This window comes from Neptunomonas phycophila, from assembly GCF_001922575.1.
Lineage (GTDB): Bacteria > Pseudomonadota > Gammaproteobacteria > Pseudomonadales > Balneatricaceae > Neptunomonas > Neptunomonas phycophila.
Genome location: NZ_MRCI01000001.1, coordinates 914,637 through 931,855 on the forward strand (window position 1 = coordinate 914,637; position 17,219 = coordinate 931,855).

The window sequence follows — 17,219 nt, forward strand, 5'->3', positions numbered from 1 at the left end:
CCCATTGGGCTGCTTTTTGTTGATTACTTCGAATCACTCACTAAGAGAATGAGCAGCCTTTTGGGCCCGTGCGCGCCCATCTGTAAGCGTTGCTCAATATCAGCACTTCTGGATGGTCCTGTAATAAGGTTGACCGTGCGCGGCATAATACTTTTAGTTGCCTCCCGGAGTTTTTTCCACGCCTCTTCATATGGGCCCACAATATTCCTTTTGTGGAGAACCACAATATGATTGTCGGGTAAAAAGTTGAGTGTGGTTGGGCTTTCTTTACTCGAATGCAGCATCAGGGTCCCGGTTTCAGCAATGCCAGCAAAAGCAACGGTTAAACTAGCTGCATCACCGACGTGTGCTGTTCCTGTCTGCACCTGTAACTGTGAGCCCTCCCAATCTAATGTATCTAATTGAGCGTCGCTAGCTATGGTTAACGTGTCAATATGTTGTTCTTTTAGCCAAGGCTTCACTGCTTCTACAATTGATGCCTCGCTTTCTAGCTCAACAATTTCGGCAGCGGCTTCAATTGCCATCGCAGTAAATAACGAGACCTGCTCCTGATGCGGTAAGAGGGCTCTTTTAGGTATTAGATTATGTCCGTGGGGTGTGAGCCTGGCCGCAACTGCAGCTCGCTGAGTGTGAGTTGGTTCTCCACGTTTTAGCCCTCGACGTATGCTCCCCAAAATTTCAGCTTTGCTCATGATGACTTCTCCGAGGCTTTTTGTGTCTTGTACAGGTCCATGAAGGTGCGGTTAGCAGGAGCAGGCATATCCCTAAACTGTGTCCAGCCTGAGGCCATGGGTAGTTTAGATATTTTTCCGTTTTGCCTTCCTAGTAATCGCATTGACTTGTTAGCCGCGCGGGACAACCATCGGTACAAGCGAGGACGTTTAGCAAAAAAAGCCCAACCTCCTAATCCCCAGCGAACAGCTTTGGGGCTTAGATGCTTACTGAACTCATTCTCGCGCCAGTGTCTCATTAGCTTAGGTAGTGGAATGCGGACGGGGCACACTGATTCGCACTTTCCACAAAAAGTAGAGGCATTAGGTAATAACCCTGCTTGTTCAATGCCGATCATTTGCGGGGTAAGTACGGATCCCATTGGACCAGGATAGACCCAGCCATAGCTATGACCACCTACCGCGCCGTAAACAGGGCAATGATTCATACAGGCTGAGCAACGAATGCAGCGAAGCATATCTTGAAGCTCGCCGCCCACCATGTCGCTGCGACCATTATCTACCAAAACAACATGGAAGTTCTCGGGGCCATCTTGATCTTCTGCTCGCTTAGGGCCTGTTGATAGCGTGTTGTATACGGAAAATTCTTGTCCGGTTGCGGAGCGAGCAAGTAGGCGTAAAAAAAGTGTCATGTCTTCTAACGTTGGGACAACCTTTTCAATAGAGGTAACGACAATGTGCGTTTTAGGAAGCGTTTGTGTTAAATCCCCATTGCCTTCGTTGGTTACAATGAGAGTGGAGCCTGTTTCAGCGACACAAAAGTTAGCGCCAGTAATGCCAACATCGGCCGCGACGAATTTTTTGCGAAGCATTTCTCTCGCTTCCTGCATAAGCACAGCAGGGTCATCGGATTTGGGGCGTTTATGTTTTTCGTGAAAAATATCCGACACATCTTCTAGATTGAGGTGGATTGCGGGAGCGATAATGTGGCTAGGGTGGTCACCTCGTAGCTGCAAAATATACTCGCCTAAGTCGGTTTCGACCGGCTCAATGCCATTTTTTTCTAAGAAATCATTCAGGTTGATTTCTTCTGTTACCATGGATTTACCCTTGGTAACCGTTTTGGCGTCTACTTCTTTACAAATATCTAATACGGTCTTACATGCGTCGTCGGCTGTTCTGCACCAATGAACATGACCACCATTTTTTAAAACATTTGCTTCAAACTCTTCTAGGTATATATCCAAGTTTTCAATAATGTGGTTTTTGAGAGCTGCAGCTTCATCACGCAACTGATCAAATTCTGGTAGTCGAGCAACGGCTGCTGCACGTTTGGTAGGAAAGCCAGCTTTAAGGTTTCCTAGTGCTTTTTGAAGGCCAACATCGTGTAGGGCGATTTTGGCGCTTTCTTTAAAGTGAGGGCTATTAATTTGCATGCTGCACCCCTTGCGCTGGTTGACCAAGGTCGTAATGTGCTTCACCGATGGCGGGTGCATCAGTCATGCCCGCTAGTACTTCGATGACGTGCCTTACCTCTATAGCGTGGCCTTCGCGCTTTAGCTTACCGGCCATATTGAGCAAACAGCCCATGTCGCCTCCGAGTAAAAGAGTAGCTTGGCTAGCCACGATGTGTTCTGTTTTATTACTGACCATGCGATTAGATATATCGGGGTATTTCACACAGAAGGTACCACCAAATCCACAACAGGTTTCGGACTCAGTCATCTCGTTGAGTGTTAAACCAGCCACTTGGGCTAGTAATTCTCGTGGCTGCTGTTTTATGCCTAGTTCACGTAAGCCAGCACAAGAGTCATGGTAAGTCGCCTGTATAGGAAGGCTTAGGTCAGCCAGTTTTAGTGGCATAACCTCAGTCAGAAATGTAGTGACCTCATAGGCGCGAGCTTTGAGCGATTCAGCGCGGGCTTTCCATGGATCTTTTTCATCAAACAGCTCTGCGTAGTGATGCAGCATGCCAATGCAAGAGCCTGAAGGGCCTACAACGTACTCAAAACCGTCGAAGGCTTCGATGGTTCGCTTGGCAATATCTTGTGTGGTTGAGCGGTCGCCAGAGTTGAAAGCAGGCTGGCCGCAACATGTCTGAGCGTCGGGAACACTCACTTGGCAGCCTGCGGCTTCAAGTAACTTTATCGTGGCAAAACCAACAGACGGGCGAAACATATCAACCAAGCAGGTCACAAAAAGACCTACTTGGGCGGGTTTGTCGAGTGTGTTCATTAGGTACCTTCGGCTCGGTTGTCAGGTGTTTTTATATTTATAATCGTGATGTAGGTAGAGTAGGCGACGTGTTGAATAATTGAAATATTACAGGCTAAACTGGTCTGACCAAATGACGAGCCTTGGGCAAACATGAAAAACCAGTCGAAACAGAGTTTGTATCACGATTTATTGGCTGCGATTGTGAGTGGTGACATCGTACCCGGCCAAGTAATGCCATCTGAGAGGCAACTGGTTCAGCAAACAGGGCTATCGAGATCCAGTGTTCGTGAAGTCACTTCTCAATTAACGCATCGAGGCTTTATCGATACACAGCACGGTGAGCGAAGTCGCTGTAACAACCTACTGGCAGCTCATTTAGATTTGCCTTTGGATTTAGGTGGCGATCCGCATACATTGCAGCTTCATGTTTTAGAGGTGCGGGCCATACTAGAGGGCGAAGCGGCCTATTACGCTGCGTTGCGCGCAACGCCAGAACAAATGGATGCAATAACCCTCGAGTTTGAAAAGATGAAACAACGCAAAGAGGGGCAAACCACGCTAGCTAAAGCCAAAGCAGACCTGCAATTTCATATGCTGATTGCTGAATCTTGCCATCACTTGTTAGTCACGGCCTTTAGCCAGCTGTTCTATAACCGCTATTTTAATGCAATTTACGGTGTGCTGGATCGGGCTCTGAAGCAGCATGGTCACTATCCAGATGGCATAAGTCGACAGCATGACTCTATCTACCAAGCAATCATTCAGCGTCAAGCAAATAAGGCGCGCGTATTAGCACGCGATCACATTTTATACACGAGGCGCTTATTAGAGCCCAGTGACGTCTTTTAATGTGCTTTTTATGGCGTGTAATGACAATTCCATTAAAAACGCCAATCTTTTGTCATCATGCCTTGGTCATCGCTTTTGCATTCGTTAGAATATCCGGCTGCCACATACTTGGTGTGTATGTGAGATCATTTAATAGATCACAGGCCTGTCGTAGGGGCTCGTGATTACAGAAAGGAATTAGCAATGCCAGTCATTACCCTCCCTGATGGAAGCAAGCGTGAGTTTGCCAACCCCGTTTCTGTTTTTGATGTCGCCGCGGACATCGGAGCAGGCTTAGCAAAAGCTGCCTTAGCCGGTAAAGTTAACGGGGAATTGGTTGATACCAGCTTTACTATCGAAAACGACACAGACCTCGCTATCATTACCGCACGTGATGATGAAGGGGTTGATGTGATTCGTCATTCCTGTGCCCATTTAATGGCCATGGCTGTTCAAGCCTTATTTCCAGGAGCGCAAGTAACCATCGGGCCAGTGATTGAAAATGGATTTTATTACGATTTTGCATATGAGCGCCCGTTTACTTCTGAAGATCTGGAAAAGATCGAGAAGAAAATGCTTGAGCTCTCAAAACAAAACTTACCTGTTTCTCGTTCTGTAATGAACCGTGATGAAGCTGTGGCTTTATTTGAGAAAATGGGTGAAAGCTACAAAGTAGAGATTCTAAGCAGCATTCCTGCAGAGCAAGATTTGTCTTTCTACTCGCAAGGTGACTTCATTGATCTGTGTCGCGGGCCTCATGTTCCTTCGACTGGCCACATTAAAGCGTTTAAGTTAATGAAAGTGGCTGGTGCATACTGGCGTGGCGATTCTAAAAACGAAATGTTGCAGCGTATTTACGGCACCGCGTGGAGCGATAAGAAGCAACTCAAAGAATACCTGCACCGTTTGGAAGAAGCTGAAAAACGTGACCACCGTAAGTTAGGTAAGCAACTGAACCTCTTCCATCTTCAAGAAGAAGCACCGGGCATGGTGTTTTGGCACCCCAATGGCTGGACCTTGTACCAACAGATCGAGCAGTACATGCGTGTTAAGCAACGCGTAAATGGCTATCAAGAGATTAAAACACCGCAAGTTGTTGAACGAACTCTGTGGGAAAAATCCGGTCATTGGGATAAGTTTGCTGAGCAGATGTTTACCACACACTCAGAGAACAAAGATTTCGCTGTTAAACCCATGAATTGCCCGTGCCATATTCAGGTGTTTAACCAAGGCTTGCGCTCGTACCGTGATTTACCGTTGCGCTTGGCAGAGTTTGGCTCATGCCACCGTAATGAACCTTCCGGTGCTTTACACGGTATTATGCGTGTGCGTGGCTTTGTGCAGGATGATGCGCATATTTTCTGTGCTGAAGATGCAATCCAGCCGGAAGTGGCAAGTTTTATTGAATTTCTACATGAGGTTTATCATGACTTTGGTTTTACCGATGTCATTTATAAACTATCAACGCGTCCAGAACAGCGTGTGGGTTCTGATGAAGTGTGGGATAAAGCTGAGAAAGCATTGGCCGATGCATTAGATGCAGCCGGGTTAGACTGGGAAGAGCTGCCAGGCGAAGGTGCTTTCTACGGACCTAAGATCGAATTCTCTCTGAAAGATTGCTTAGGTCGTGTGTGGCAGTGTGGCACGATTCAAGTTGATTTCTCGATGCCAGGTCGTTTAGAAGCTCAATTTGTAAATGAACATGGCGATCGTGAAACACCGGTTATGTTACACCGTGCAATTTTGGGATCTTTTGAACGATTCATCGGTATTTTGATCGAACATTATGCGGGTGCATTGCCAGCATGGTTGGCTCCAACACAAGCCGTTGTGATGAATATTACTGACAATCAGGCCGAATATTGCACGAATGTGGTAAAAACATTGCAAAATAATGGCTTTAGAGCCGTTTCGGACTTGAGAAACGAGAAGATCGGCTTTAAAATCCGCGAGCGTACTCTTCAGAAGGTTCCTTTCCTCTTGGTAGTGGGTGATAAAGAAGTAGAGAATGGCTGTGTTGCTGTTCGTACCCGTTCAGGTGAAGATCTAGGTACAATGACTATTGAAGCCTTTTCTGAATTCCTATCAAAAGATGTGGAACGTAAGGGTCGTGACGACTAATAATTAGGAGATATAGCAATCAAGCGCGATAATAAAAGAGGTGCACGTCGCGACAATCGTGTACCCATTAATGAAAATATCAAAGCCCATGAGTTACGTCTTATTGATGCAGACGGTGGGCAGGTTGGTGTCGTATCGCTTAACCAGGCTCTTGACATGGCTCAAGAGGCTGAACTTGACCTGGTACAGATCTCGGATTCGGATCCTATCGTATGTAAATTGATGGATTACGGTAAGTTCCAGTACGAGAAAAAGAAACAGGACGCTGAAGCTAAGAAAAAACAGCATCAGATCCAGGTTAAGGAAATGAAATTCCGTCCAGGTACGGATGAAGGGGATTATCAGGTAAAACTACGCAACCTGATGCGTTTCCTTGAAGCAGGAGACAAAGCCAAGGTGACTTTACGTTTCCGCGGTCGTGAGATGGCTCACCAAGAGCTTGGCATGCAGTTGATGAATCGGATCGAAGCTGATCTCGAGGAATACGGCTCTGTTGAGCAGCGCGCTAAAATGGAAGGCCGTCAAATGATCATGGTTATTGCTCCGAAGAAGAAAAAGTAATTCGTTCTTCTGTTAAACCCGTAACGGCGTCAGCTAGTTACGGGTTTTGCTGTTTTATCGAATTCAAAAAAATTAACGAATGCGTGGAGATTTTTGTAATGCCTAAGATTAAATCTTGCCGAGGTGCGGCAAAACGCTTTAAAAAAACTGCTAACGGTTTTAAGCACAAGCAAGCCTTCAAAAGCCACATTCTGACCAAGAAAAGCACTAAGCGTAAGCGTCAACTGCGTCCTATGCTTCAGGTTCATGCTGCTGATAAAGCACTGATCCGTCGCATGTTGCCTTACATCTAAGTCGCATTTTTACATACAGAATTAAGTAATAGGAAGGTATAAGAATGGCTCGTGTAAAACGTGGTGTTCAGGCTCGTCGCCGTCACAAGAAGATTTTAAAGCAAGCTAAAGGTTACTACGGTGCTCGTAGCCGTGTATTCCGTGTAGCTAAACAAGCAGTTATCAAAGCTGGTCAATATGCGTACCGTGACCGTCGTCAGCGTAAGCGTCAATTCCGCGCATTGTGGATTGCACGTATCAACGCTGCTGCACGTATCAATGGTGTATCTTACAGCCGTTTCATTGCTGGCTTGAAAAAAGCTAACATCGAAATCGACCGTAAAGTATTGGCTGACCTAGCTGTATACGAACAAGCTGCATTTACTGCAGTTGTCGAAAAAGCGAAAGCTGCTTTAGCTTAATTGCACCCACCTCTATTTTTAGAGGTTGCAACGCTTAAGAATTCACAGGGGAAGGGTGCGAACTCTTCCCCTGTTTTTATATCGGCTACTGTGCTGAGCTCTGTTGTTTAACGCCGTAAAGATAAGGTTAGCTAGCTGAGCAGAGTAACTGATTACTAACATATTCCTCCCAATTGATTGGAGCCGGAAATGGACGATATGCAAAACATCTTGGAGCAGGCCGCTGCCGCTGTAGCATCGGCTAATACGCTACAAGAACTTGACTTAGTACGTGTTGAGTACCTAGGTAAAAAAGGGCCGCTAACGGCATTACGTAAAGGCTTGGGTAAATTGACACCCGAAGAGCGTCCAATAGCGGGTGCCAAAATCAACGAGGCGATCCAGCAAGTTAGTGAACAACTAACTGCACGTAAACAAGCCCTTGAAACAGCCGAACTCGCTAAGAAGCTCAGTGCAGAGACTGTTGATGTGTCTTTGCCCGGCCGCGGCCAGCCCGTGGGTGGCTTGCACCCGGTCACGCAAACTCTAGAGCGTATCGAAGCTTTTTTTGCGAACATTGGTTATCAAGTAGCTGAAGGCCCCGAAATCGAAGACGATTACCATAACTTCGAAGCACTCAATATTCCATCGCACCACCCTGCGCGTGCGATGCATGATACTTTTTACTTTAATGCCAACACGCTATTGCGTACCCACACGTCAGGCGTTCAAGTAAGGACAATGGAAACACAGCAGCCGCCGATTCGTATCATTTGCCCTGGTCGTGTTTATCGTTGTGACTATGATCAAACGCATTCGCCGATGTTTCACCAAGTTGAAGGCTTACTCATCGACAAAAATATCTCATTCGCAGACCTTAAAGGTACGCTAGAGCAGTTTTTGCGTGAATTTTTTGAAGAAGACGTCAAAGTGCGATTCCGTCCATCGTATTTTCCATTTACAGAGCCATCAATAGAAGTCGATATCGACCGTGGTGATGGCAAATGGTTAGAAGTATTGGGTTGCGGAATGGTGCATCCAAAAGTATTTGAAATGTCAGGTATTGATCCGGAAGAGTATACGGGTTTTGCCTTTGGTATGGGTGTCGAGCGTTTGGCAATGCTGCGCTACGGCGTGAATGATCTGCGCTTATTCTTTGAAAATGATCTGCGATTCTTGCAGCAATTTTCATAAGTCAGTCGCACGAAAGTACACACAGTAGATAGCTAAGAATTCTCAGGAAAGCAGCATGAAATTCAGTGAAAAGTGGTTACGCGAGCTCGTTAATCCATCAATCAGCACACAAGCGCTGGTGGATCAAATTACAATGGCCGGCCTTGAAGTCGATGAGGTTGCGCCCGTAGCTAAAGATTTTAGTAACGTTGTGGTCGGTGAAATTCTAAGCGCCGAACAGCACCCAAATGCAGACAAACTCCAGGTTTGCCAGGTGAGCGATGGCACGGAGACCTTTCAGGTGGTTTGTGGTGCTCCTAATGCTCGCGCTGGTTTAAAAACGGGCTTTGCGAAAGTGGGGGCTGTTTTACCGTCTCCGGATGGGCCGTTCAAAATTAAGAAAGCCAAGTTACGTCAGGTTGAATCACACGGTATGTTGTGTGCTGAAGATGAGCTGGGTTTGTCAGAAGATCACGGTGGAATTATGGAGCTGGCAGCCGATGCGCCTGTTGGCACCAATCTTCGTGATTACTTGAATTTAGATGATCAAATTATCGATGTTGATTTAACGCCCAACCGCGGTGATTGTTTAAGCATAAAAGGCTTGGCGCGCGAAGTAGGTGTGTTGAATAAAGCTCCAGTTGAGTTTGTTTCAGTAAAACCGGTTCCTGCGACTATCGATGATACCTTCCCTGTCGTGCTAGAAGCGCCGCAAGCGTGCCCGCGTTATTTAGGACGCGTTATACGTAATGTTGATGTCACAGCCCAATCACCTTTGTGGATGGTAGAAAAATTACGCCGTGCGGGTATCCGTTCAATTGATCCTGTGGTTGATGTCACAAACTATGTGCTTATCGAGCTGGGACAGCCTTTGCATGCGTTTGACTTAGCTAAGTTGAGCGGTGGTATTGTGGTTCGTTTACCAAAGTCAGGTGAAAAACTCACGTTATTAGACGGTAACGAAGTGGCACTGAATGACGATACTCTGATCATTGCTGATAACACGGGGCCGGTTGCAATGGCGGGTATCTTTGGTGGTGAGGCGACGGGTGTCACTACAGAATCAAAAGATATTTTCCTTGAGTGCGCTTTTTTCGATCAAATTGCTATTGCGGGTCGCGCGCGTGCTTATGGTCTGCATACTGATGCGTCTCACCGTTATGAGCGTGGTGTTGATTGGCAATTACAACATGAAGCAATTGAGCGTGCTACGGCATTGTTAGTTGACATTTGTGGTGGTGAAGTTGGGCCGGTTACACAAGCCATTAGTGAAGAGCATCTGCCAAGTGCACGCACAGTAACGCTACGCCACTCTAAAGTTAATCAAATGCTAGCTTTTGATATGCCTAGCGCTGAAATTGAAGAGATTCTAACGCGTTTAGGTATGGATATTACCGTGGATGGTGAAGGACAATGGCAAGTTGCTATTCCATCATACCGTTTTGATATCAGCATTGAGGTTGACCTGATTGAAGAACTTGCACGTGTTTACGGCTACAACAACCTTCCTGTTAAAATGCCAACGGCCGCATTATCGTTTGTGCCTGATGATGAAACCCAGGTGTCGATGCACAGTATTCGTCGTAGTTTAGTTGCATTAGGTTATCAAGAAGCCATCACTTACAGCTTTATCGAAACAGGCCTTCAGCAACTTTTTGATGATCAGTACGAAGCACTTGCATTGGCTAATCCTATTTCAGCTGAAATGGCTGTTATGCGTACTTCTATTTGGCCTGGTTTGGTTAAAGCATTGCAATATAACCAAAACAGACAGCAAAGCCGTGTTCGTTTGTTCGAATCAGGTCAGCGATTCTTGCCTGTTGGGGAGGATTTAGTCCAAGAAAATGTTTTATCAGGGTTATTATCGGGCAACCGACATCCTGAAAGCTGGATGGGAAAATCAGACCCAGTAGACTTTTATGATATTAAAGGCGATGTAGAAACTATCCTCAACTTAGGTGGCGCTGGTGATCAGTACACATTTGTAGCTGACCAGCATGTTGCGTTGCATCCTGGCCAGTCAGCCCGTATAGAACGAGCAGGAGAAACGGTTGGCTTTATCGGTGCTTTACATCCCGCGTTGGTAAAAAAATTAGACTTAACGGGCCCTGTTTATTTGTTTGAGTTACGTCTTGATGTCATTAAAGAAGGTAAGTTACCTCGCTTTGCGGAGTTATCTAAGTTTCCTGAGTCACGTCGGGATCTAGCTCTGATCGTAGATGAAAAAACGCCTTACGAGATGATTCGTGATGTGGCGCAGAAAAATGGGGGTGAATACTTAAAACAAGTCATCCTTTTTGATGTTTACCAGGGCCAAGGTATTGAAGTTGGTAGAAAAAGTATTGCTTTGGGCTTGACCTGGCAACATCCTTCGCGCACTCTTAATGAAGACGAGATCAATGCGGCGGTTAAAGATGTACTGGATGCGTTGAGCTCACATGCAGGAGCAACGTTAAGAGATTAGCAAAGGTGGTGTTCATGAGTTCTTTGACTAAGGCAGACATGGCAGAACGTTTGTACGAAGAGTTAGGTCTTAACAAACGAGAAGCCAAGGATATGGTTGAATCCTTCTTTGATGAAATTCGTGAGAGCCTCGCGTCTAACGAACAGGTCAAACTTTCTGGTTTCGGAAACTTTGACCTGCGCGATAAACGCCAGCGCCCGGGCCGAAACCCTAAAACTGGTGAAGAAGTGCCTATTACCGCACGGCGCGTTGTGACATTTCGTCCAGGACAAAAATTAAAGGACCGTGTAGACGACTATGCAGACAGCAGGTCCGAGTCAGCCTGATCTTCCTGCAATACCCAGCAAACGTTACTTTACTATCGGTGAGGTAGCGGCTTTATGTGATGTGAAAGCACATGTGCTGCGTTATTGGGAGCAAGAGTTTGATCAGATCAAGCCCGTTAAACGTAATAACCGACGTTATTATCAACAGCAGGATATTCTGTTAATCCGCCAAATTAAGAGCCTGCTTCATGAGCAAGGTTACACAACAAGCGGTGCAAAGCAGTGGTTTAAGAGCCAGCAAAGCGGCGACGAAAATATCTGTTATAAAGAGCTGTTGAGACAGACAATAACTGAACTAGAGTCCATTCTAGTTACACTTAAAAAGCGTTAGCCTTCGGGATAGCGCTTTTTTTATTGCCCGCAAAGTTAGTCCCCTTGTTTAGTTTTACGATATTTACTTAACTGTTTTTTATAAAAAACCTTCACAGATTCAATCGCTTTGGTTACTATTACCGCCTCTTCGATAAGCAGCGTCATCTGTTTGTCATATGTCGGGGCGTAGCGCAGTCTGGTAGCGCACTTCGCTGGGGGTGAAGTGGTCGCAGGTTCAAATCCTGCCGTTCCGACCAATATTTATAATCCAATCTTATATAGCCCGTTAAGCCACACGTTACAGGCTTTTCTTTTATGGTATCAATTTAGTTTACTCATTTTTCCCATACCTCGACAATTTATAGATTTTATTTTTCAAATGAAAATCATGGGTGCTTCTATGATTTACGTCATTGGTGAAAAGTTTTTGCGAGAGTAAAGTCGTTACTACGCGGTGAGGCAAGTGCCATTAGCGACCAGAATGTAAAAGATGGCAGGCAGCATGCCATCACTGCTTTCTATCTTAAGAATTTGGTTTTAAGGGAATGTGAATGTTAGCAATCTTCACTGAGCTAGCTAATTGGGTGGCGTATTCATTATTAGGGCTTCTGCCGGATTCTAAGTTAGGCCAGTCTGTTCATTTTTTCATTGAAGATACCACCAAGATATTTTTCCTACTGATCATAATGATCTACTGCATAGCACTGCTGCGTGCTTCCCTTAACATTGAAAAGGTGAGGGACTATTTAGCTAAGAAGCACCGTACTGTCGGATACAGTATGGGGGCTTTGTTTGGTGCCATTACACCGTTTTGTTCCTGTTCGAGTATTCCTGTTTTTCTTGGTTTTACATCCGCGGGGATTCCTGTGGGAATAACCATGGCTTTCCTCCTGACATCACCGTTAATTAACGAAGTGGCTGTGTTGTTATTAGTGAGTTTAGTTGGATGGAAAATCACGCTGACGTATGTATTAGTTGGTTTAGCCGTGGGAGTTATTGGGGGGCTATTTCTAGACTTAATTCATGCAGAACGATTGCTTCAGTCGTTTGCGCTTAAAGCTTACCAAAACCCGAAAGACTTTAGTGGTAATGCGGCCAATGAAAAACGTCTCACCTTTGAAGCACGCCATATGTTTGCTAAGCAAGAGTTACTGGACATTATAAAGCGTGTTTGGATATGGGTATTTATCGGTGTTGGACTAGGAGCTGCATTACATGGGTTTGTACCGGATGCATGGTTTGAGGCTAATTTGGGGCATGGGGAATGGTGGTCTGTTCCAATAGCCGTGTTAGCTGGGGTTCCACTTTATTCAAATGCTACAGGTGTTATTCCTGTGATGGAAAGTCTAATTACAAAAGGTTTGCCTATTGGGACAACGCTCGCGTTTTGTATGAGTACGGTAGCTGCGAGTTTTCCAGAATTTATCTTGTTAAAGCAAGTCATGACTTGGAAGCTCTTAATCATTATTTTCTTTTTGCTGCTTGTTTCCTTTTCGGTGATGGGCTGGATGCTAAACCTTTTTTATCTTGTGTAGGCAGGTCATTGGAGTGTGTATGAAACAGATCAAAATATTAGGAACGGGTTGTGCTAAATGCATTAAAACAGCAGAGATTATTCAAACAGTGGCAGACAGCTCTAATGTCTCGGTCGAAATAGCTAAAGAGACAAGCCCAGAAGTGATTATGAGTTATGGTGTAATGAGTACACCTGCTGTAGTGATTGATGAGCAGCTGATGCACTCAGGTTCTATACCTAGCCAGAGCATGATACGGGAGTGGTTGCTAAGTTAACAAAACTGCAAATGTCGGTTGTTTTCAAAAGCGATAGCCTGTCACTCTACAGGCGGGCTATATCTATTTACTGAACAGTCCTCCTACTTTTTCCTGTTTCATTCCTCTTTCTGGTCAAGTCCATTTTGTGATAGTAATGGCTTGTTAATTGCTTGCAATTAAGCAGTTACATCCAAAGCTGGTTGCAAAGTTACGTTTCTCGTCAATCAATATGAGTCATAGAGTATGAGAAAATCATGAAACATCTAAACATGAGGGCTCTAGAGTTTATTAATGCCATTGATCGATATGGTTCATTAAGGAAAGCTGCTCTTAAATTGAATGTTGATCCCTCGGCAGTGAGTAGATCTATATCGGCTTTAGAGGATTCACTAGAAACTAAAATTTTGGTTCGCAAAGGTAACGCAAGTCACATTACCTCTTCAGGCCGTGAGCTCATAACCTATTTCAGAAAAGTCCAAGCTTTCGAGTCCCAGACGATTTCTAACATTAAAGATTTGACTGAATTACGATCGGGAGAGGTAAAAATTGCAATTGGTGAAGGTTTTATTACGGACTTAATTTCTTCATCCTTGCAAAGCTTTCTCGTTAAGTACCCAGGCATCCAATTGGGTGTTGATATGGCGGGTGCGAAAGAGGCTATACAGCTCTTAGAAGACGATAGAATCGATTTTGCCGTGACATATGCTTCACAAAGCCATCCCGGACTAGAGTGCTTGCTTGAAACACTCCATCCGCTAGATATTATTGCGCCGGCTAACCATCCGTTGACTCAGCTAAACCGACCTATTGATGTAAGAGAAGTTATCCATCATTCCTTGGCCTTAATAGACCATTCTACGGGCATGGGAAGGCTAGTGAGCCTTGCAGAGGAGGAGGGAGGATTTGTTCTCTCACCACGCTTAAAGACTAACTCCGTCGCTGTTTTAAAAAATTTTGTTGTTTCAGGTTCGGGCATTAGTTTTATGCCCAGGTTAACGGTTAAGTCAGAAGTGGATGCCGGTCTAATCTCAATTGTTGAAACCACTCATCCGGTCTTATCAAGGGCAAAAGTTCGTGTTTTAAGCCAGAAAGGTAGGCAGCTTACCCCCGCGGCTCAGGAGCTTTTTAACCATTTGTTAAGTTCAACACGTTTCTTAAAAATCGATGTGAAGTGACAGTGTTGTTTATAAAACAACACTTAGTATATTGAACTGTCAACAATGCAACGATTACTCTCGTATGAGAACTAATTATTACTAAAACAAGTGGAGCAATATATGTTAGACAAGATCAAAACATTAGGATGTAAAACTTTACTGACTGTTTGTATATCAATGAGTGCAGGTTCTGCCTTAGCTCAAACGATTAACTTGAGCTATAACGGCGCCGCTGATATCGAAAAAAATGCCGTACACCTGTTTGCCAGCAATGTTAAAAAATTAGTGGAAGAAAAAACTAACGGTGAACTAGAAATCAAACTTTACCCTAACAGTATGCTGGGTGAAGAAGAGGAGCGAATGGAGCAGGTAATGAGCACGCCTAGTTTGAATGTTGCTTCATTTGCTGGTGTGTCACCACTTTTCCCTGAAATTTACGCAAGTGCAACCCCATTCTTGTTCAGCGACTTTGCTGCTGCCCATAAGTTTTTTGATGAAGGCGAATACTGGAAAGCGGCACAGGATGAGTTCTTAAAAAGAACTGGCACACACTTGATGGCTGTTGTCGAAGAGGGAGGTTTCTTAGCTTTTACTAATAACAAACGTCCTATTCATTCGCCAAGTGATTTTGAAGGCCTTCGTTTTAGAGCAATGGATCCAAGCCAAGTAGCCTTGTACGAATCTTTTGGGGCATCAGGCACGCCTATTCCATGGACAGAAGTGTATATGGCTCTAAAAACAGGTGTAGCTGATGGTCAAATGAACCCTCCAATGTACATCATATTGGGAAGTTTAAACGAGGTTCAAAAATACCTAACGTTGGCGAATATTCAGTATTCCGATCAGTTTTTGGTCGCTAATGATGAGCTAATTAAAAGTCTTTCAGATGAGGAGCGTGCGGTGCTTGAAGAGGCCGTTCGTGAGGCAACTCTGATCAATCGAGAATCAGTAGAGAAACAAGTTGATACTCGCATTGATTACCTTGCTAAAAATGGTATGGAAGTTTATCAGCCAACCGCAGAGGAGTTAGCTCAGTTCAAGGACATTGGCTTACCGTCTTATCTTGAGTGGTTGTCCGAGCAAGACATTGATCAAAAATGGATTGATTTAGCTCTGGATGATGTTAAGTAATCCCGCTTTATTGTAATTGATAGATGGGTACCAAGCGCTTTAACAAGCGCTTGGTTGACGGTAAAAAAAATGAATAGAAAAATTACTGCACGTGTTGCCCGTTATTTCCACTTTTTATCTTGTATAGCACTTTCATTAAATATTACAGTTTTACTTTATGGTGTTATATCGCGCTACTTATTAAATGGCGCACCTATATGGTCTGATGAATTAGCCCGTTTTATGATTATCGGAACTGTTATGTTAACTATGAGTTATGTCTACATAGTCGATTCTCACATGCGTGTTACTATTTTAGATCAATACTTACCAACTAAGATTAATTTAATTATTAGAATTTACAGATGGGTTGTTGTTTTATTAGTTAGTCTTTTATTTTTTTATGGCAGTTATCACTATTCAATATCCCTTAATCGATTTAGTACATTAGGCTTGGGCGTAAGTAAAATGATACCTCTTCTAGCACTTCCAATTGGCTTTGGTACATTGTTTTTGGTCGCGCTTTTTCGCGGACCTTTTTATGAGGATGAAACATGTTAACTGCTATGCTAATTGTTTTCGTTGTTAATGTTTTATTAGGGTTGCCTCTTTTTATAAGTTTATTAATTACGTCTGTTGCTGGTTTTTTATTTATTGATCCCAGTATGATGTTTCGTATGCTGCCTCAACAGTTTTTTGGCGGGATAAACTCATTCTCCTTAATGGCTATTCCATTATTTATCTTATCGGGTAATTTAATGAATGCCGCAGGTTTAACTCCTAAATTAATTGACTTTGCAAAATCGCTTGTGGGTCATCTAAGAGGCGGTCTTGGCTATGTTAACGTTGTATCGAGTGTCTTTTTTGCAGGTGTGAATGGCTCGGCAGTGGCGGACACTTCTGCACTGGGGTCTTTGCTAGTACCTGCTATGAAAAAAGATGGCTATTCGGCATCTTATGCAGCGGGTTTAACCGCTGGTAGCTCTCTAATAGGCCCTATTATACCTCCTAGTATTTTCATGATTTTGTATTCATCAATAACGAATACATCGGTAGGGGATTTATTTCTAGCCGGTGTTATCCCTGGTTTGTTGTTGGGTGTCGCTTTTTTGATCATTAATTATTGTTATGCTCGTAAAGCAAATATTGCTGTATCAGCTGGAAAGCCGACGATTAAGAGCGTCTTTAAAGCAATGGTTGTTGCAATACCTGCATTACTCGCGCCGATTATTATTGTAGCCAGTATTGTTTTTGGATTTGTTACACCAACGGAGTCGGGTGTTCTGATTGTTATTTATAGTCTTTTTGTTGGCCTTCTGAGTGGAAATTTATCGCTAAAAGGAGCCTATAAAGCGGTAAAAGAAACGGCCGTTCTTACGTGTGCTATTTTCGTTATTATAGGAGCTTCTTCTGTAGTCAGTTGGCAGCTAGCATATGCTCAAGTGCCCAACGAATTTGCTAGTATGTTGGATCCTTTCATAGATAATTCAGTTGCGATATTGCTATTTATTAGCCTTATTACTTTTATTACAGGAATGTTAATGGAAGAGGTTTCAGCACTTATGTTGCTTACGCCTGTTTTTGCTCCTGTAGCCCTGCATGCGGGTGTTGATCCTGTGCACCTGGGCATTATTATTACGATGAACATCACAATTGCTTTAATAACCCCACCAATGGGTGCATGCGTATATGTCGCAGCAGCGGTTAGTAAAATAGAATTAAGTGAAATGTTTAAATCTATTTGGCCATTTGTTGGTCTCGCGTTATCTGTGTTGGTAATACTAATATTTTTCCCTTCATTTACTTTGTTTTTACCTAACTTATTTAAGTAAG

The 17,219-nt window shown here is 44.1% G+C and carries 18 protein-coding genes and 1 tRNA gene; 16 read left to right on the forward strand and 3 right to left on the reverse strand.

All coding sequences use genetic code 11. The features are described from left to right. Nucleotides 1-23: 23 nt before the first annotated feature. From BS617_RS04145 to BS617_RS04155, 3 genes are read right to left on the reverse strand one after another with little or no spacing between them, the layout of a single operon-like run. A complete protein-coding gene (locus BS617_RS04145; protein WP_075171635.1) occupies nt 24-692 on the reverse strand; it encodes a LutC/YkgG family protein in 669 nt (222 codons plus the stop codon). Next, a complete protein-coding gene (locus BS617_RS04150) occupies nt 689-2,107 on the reverse strand; it encodes a LutB/LldF family L-lactate oxidation iron-sulfur protein (RefSeq protein ID WP_075171636.1) in 1,419 nt (472 codons plus the stop codon). Before BS617_RS04150 ends, BS617_RS04145 begins: the two co-directional genes overlap by 4 nt. Continuing rightward, a complete protein-coding gene (locus BS617_RS04155) occupies nt 2,097-2,906 on the reverse strand; it encodes a (Fe-S)-binding protein (protein WP_075171637.1) in 810 nt (269 codons plus the stop codon). Before BS617_RS04155 ends, BS617_RS04150 begins: the two co-directional genes overlap by 11 nt. Nucleotides 2,907-3,038: 132 nt before the next feature. Between BS617_RS04155 and BS617_RS04160 the strand changes: the two genes are divergently transcribed. The 16 genes from BS617_RS04160 to BS617_RS04240 all read left to right on the forward strand — a co-directional run bounded on the left by BS617_RS04160 (nt 3,039) and on the right by BS617_RS04240 (nt 17,218). Continuing rightward, nucleotides 3,039-3,737 carry a FadR/GntR family transcriptional regulator gene (locus BS617_RS04160; protein WP_075171638.1) on the forward strand — a complete coding sequence of 233 codons (699 nt, stop codon included), beginning with the start codon at nt 3,039-3,041 and terminating at the stop codon, nt 3,735-3,737. A 183-nt stretch (nt 3,738-3,920) separates the two neighbouring features. Continuing rightward, nucleotides 3,921-5,837, forward strand: coding sequence for a threonine--tRNA ligase (gene thrS / locus BS617_RS04165; protein ID WP_075171639.1), 1,917 nt, complete (start codon nt 3,921-3,923; stop codon nt 5,835-5,837). A gap of 66 nt (nt 5,838-5,903) precedes the next feature. Further along, nucleotides 5,904-6,398, forward strand: a complete 495-nt coding sequence (gene infC, locus BS617_RS04170) for a translation initiation factor IF-3 (RefSeq protein ID WP_425488327.1) — start codon at nt 5,904-5,906, stop codon at nt 6,396-6,398. A gap of 98 nt (nt 6,399-6,496) precedes the next feature. Continuing rightward, a complete protein-coding gene (gene rpmI / locus BS617_RS04175) occupies nt 6,497-6,691 on the forward strand; it encodes a 50S ribosomal protein L35 (RefSeq protein ID WP_075171641.1) in 195 nt (64 codons plus the stop codon). A gap of 44 nt (nt 6,692-6,735) precedes the next feature. Further along, on the forward strand, nt 6,736-7,092 hold the full coding sequence (gene rplT, locus BS617_RS04180) for a 50S ribosomal protein L20 (protein ID WP_075171642.1): 357 nt from the start codon (nt 6,736-6,738) through the stop codon (nt 7,090-7,092). A 189-nt stretch (nt 7,093-7,281) separates the two neighbouring features. Further along, a complete protein-coding gene (gene pheS, locus BS617_RS04185; RefSeq protein ID WP_075171643.1) occupies nt 7,282-8,265 on the forward strand; it encodes a phenylalanine--tRNA ligase subunit alpha in 984 nt (327 codons plus the stop codon). 55 nt (nt 8,266-8,320) lie between these two features. Continuing rightward, nucleotides 8,321-10,708: a phenylalanine--tRNA ligase subunit beta gene (gene pheT, locus BS617_RS04190; RefSeq protein WP_075171644.1), complete on the forward strand. Its 2,388-nt coding sequence runs from the start codon at nt 8,321-8,323 to the stop codon at nt 10,706-10,708. A gap of 14 nt (nt 10,709-10,722) precedes the next feature. Continuing rightward, complete coding sequence (gene ihfA, locus BS617_RS04195) at nt 10,723-11,034, forward strand: integration host factor subunit alpha (RefSeq protein WP_075171645.1); 312 nt, start codon at nt 10,723-10,725, stop codon at nt 11,032-11,034. After that, nucleotides 11,006-11,365, forward strand: a complete 360-nt coding sequence (locus BS617_RS04200) for a MerR family transcriptional regulator (protein ID WP_075171646.1) — start codon at nt 11,006-11,008, stop codon at nt 11,363-11,365. Before ihfA ends, BS617_RS04200 begins: the two co-directional genes overlap by 29 nt. A gap of 161 nt (nt 11,366-11,526) precedes the next feature. After that, nucleotides 11,527-11,603 (forward strand) — tRNA-Pro (locus BS617_RS04205). A 294-nt stretch (nt 11,604-11,897) separates the two neighbouring features. Beyond that, nucleotides 11,898-12,881: a permease gene (locus BS617_RS04215; protein WP_075171648.1), complete on the forward strand. Its 984-nt coding sequence runs from the start codon at nt 11,898-11,900 to the stop codon at nt 12,879-12,881. A 19-nt stretch (nt 12,882-12,900) separates the two neighbouring features. Continuing rightward, nucleotides 12,901-13,137 carry a thioredoxin family protein gene (locus tag BS617_RS04220; protein ID WP_075171649.1) on the forward strand — a complete coding sequence of 79 codons (237 nt, stop codon included), beginning with the start codon at nt 12,901-12,903 and terminating at the stop codon, nt 13,135-13,137. 236 nt (nt 13,138-13,373) lie between these two features. Further along, nucleotides 13,374-14,294: a LysR family transcriptional regulator gene (locus BS617_RS04225; protein WP_075171650.1), complete on the forward strand. Its 921-nt coding sequence runs from the start codon at nt 13,374-13,376 to the stop codon at nt 14,292-14,294. Nucleotides 14,295-14,396: 102 nt separating this feature from the next. Beyond that, a complete protein-coding gene (locus BS617_RS04230; RefSeq protein WP_075171651.1) occupies nt 14,397-15,407 on the forward strand; it encodes a TRAP transporter substrate-binding protein in 1,011 nt (336 codons plus the stop codon). Between the two features lie 69 nt (nt 15,408-15,476). Then, nucleotides 15,477-15,947, forward strand: coding sequence for a TRAP transporter small permease (locus tag BS617_RS04235; RefSeq protein ID WP_075171652.1), 471 nt, complete (start codon nt 15,477-15,479; stop codon nt 15,945-15,947). Beyond that, entirely contained in the window at nt 15,941-17,218 is a 1,278-nt protein-coding gene (locus tag BS617_RS04240) for a TRAP transporter large permease (RefSeq protein WP_075171653.1), read from the forward strand. Before BS617_RS04235 ends, BS617_RS04240 begins: the two co-directional genes overlap by 7 nt. Nucleotide 17,219 lies beyond the last annotated feature (1 nt).

Bases quoted from the DNA above. Each gene is read 5' to 3' on its own strand.
- BS617_RS04155 (WP_075171637.1), bottom strand. From the start codon at position 2,906: ATGAACACACTCGACAAACCCGCCCAAGTAGGTCTTTTTGTGACCTGC.
- BS617_RS04215 (WP_075171648.1), top strand. From the start codon at position 11,898: ATGTTAGCAATCTTCACTGAGCTAGCTAATTGGGTGGCGTATTCATTA.
- pheS (WP_075171643.1), top strand. From the start codon at position 7,282: ATGGACGATATGCAAAACATCTTGGAGCAGGCCGCTGCCGCTGTAGCA.
- rpmI (WP_075171641.1), top strand. From the start codon at position 6,497: ATGCCTAAGATTAAATCTTGCCGAGGTGCGGCAAAACGCTTTAAAAAA.
- BS617_RS04150 (WP_075171636.1), bottom strand. From the start codon at position 2,107: ATGCAAATTAATAGCCCTCACTTTAAAGAAAGCGCCAAAATCGCCCTA.
- BS617_RS04220 (WP_075171649.1), top strand. From the start codon at position 12,901: ATGAAACAGATCAAAATATTAGGAACGGGTTGTGCTAAATGCATTAAA.
- BS617_RS04225 (WP_075171650.1), top strand. From the start codon at position 13,374: ATGAAACATCTAAACATGAGGGCTCTAGAGTTTATTAATGCCATTGAT.
- rplT (WP_075171642.1), top strand. From the start codon at position 6,736: ATGGCTCGTGTAAAACGTGGTGTTCAGGCTCGTCGCCGTCACAAGAAG.
- BS617_RS04230 (WP_075171651.1), top strand. From the start codon at position 14,397: ATGTTAGACAAGATCAAAACATTAGGATGTAAAACTTTACTGACTGTT.
- BS617_RS04160 (WP_075171638.1), top strand. From the start codon at position 3,039: ATGAAAAACCAGTCGAAACAGAGTTTGTATCACGATTTATTGGCTGCG.
- BS617_RS04240 (WP_075171653.1), top strand. From the start codon at position 15,941: ATGTTAACTGCTATGCTAATTGTTTTCGTTGTTAATGTTTTATTAGGG.
- BS617_RS04235 (WP_075171652.1), top strand. From the start codon at position 15,477: ATGAATAGAAAAATTACTGCACGTGTTGCCCGTTATTTCCACTTTTTA.
- pheT (WP_075171644.1), top strand. From the start codon at position 8,321: ATGAAATTCAGTGAAAAGTGGTTACGCGAGCTCGTTAATCCATCAATC.
- BS617_RS04145 (WP_075171635.1), bottom strand. From the start codon at position 692: ATGAGCAAAGCTGAAATTTTGGGGAGCATACGTCGAGGGCTAAAACGT.
- ihfA (WP_075171645.1), top strand. From the start codon at position 10,723: ATGAGTTCTTTGACTAAGGCAGACATGGCAGAACGTTTGTACGAAGAG.
- BS617_RS04200 (WP_075171646.1), top strand. From the start codon at position 11,006: ATGCAGACAGCAGGTCCGAGTCAGCCTGATCTTCCTGCAATACCCAGC.
- thrS (WP_075171639.1), top strand. From the start codon at position 3,921: ATGCCAGTCATTACCCTCCCTGATGGAAGCAAGCGTGAGTTTGCCAAC.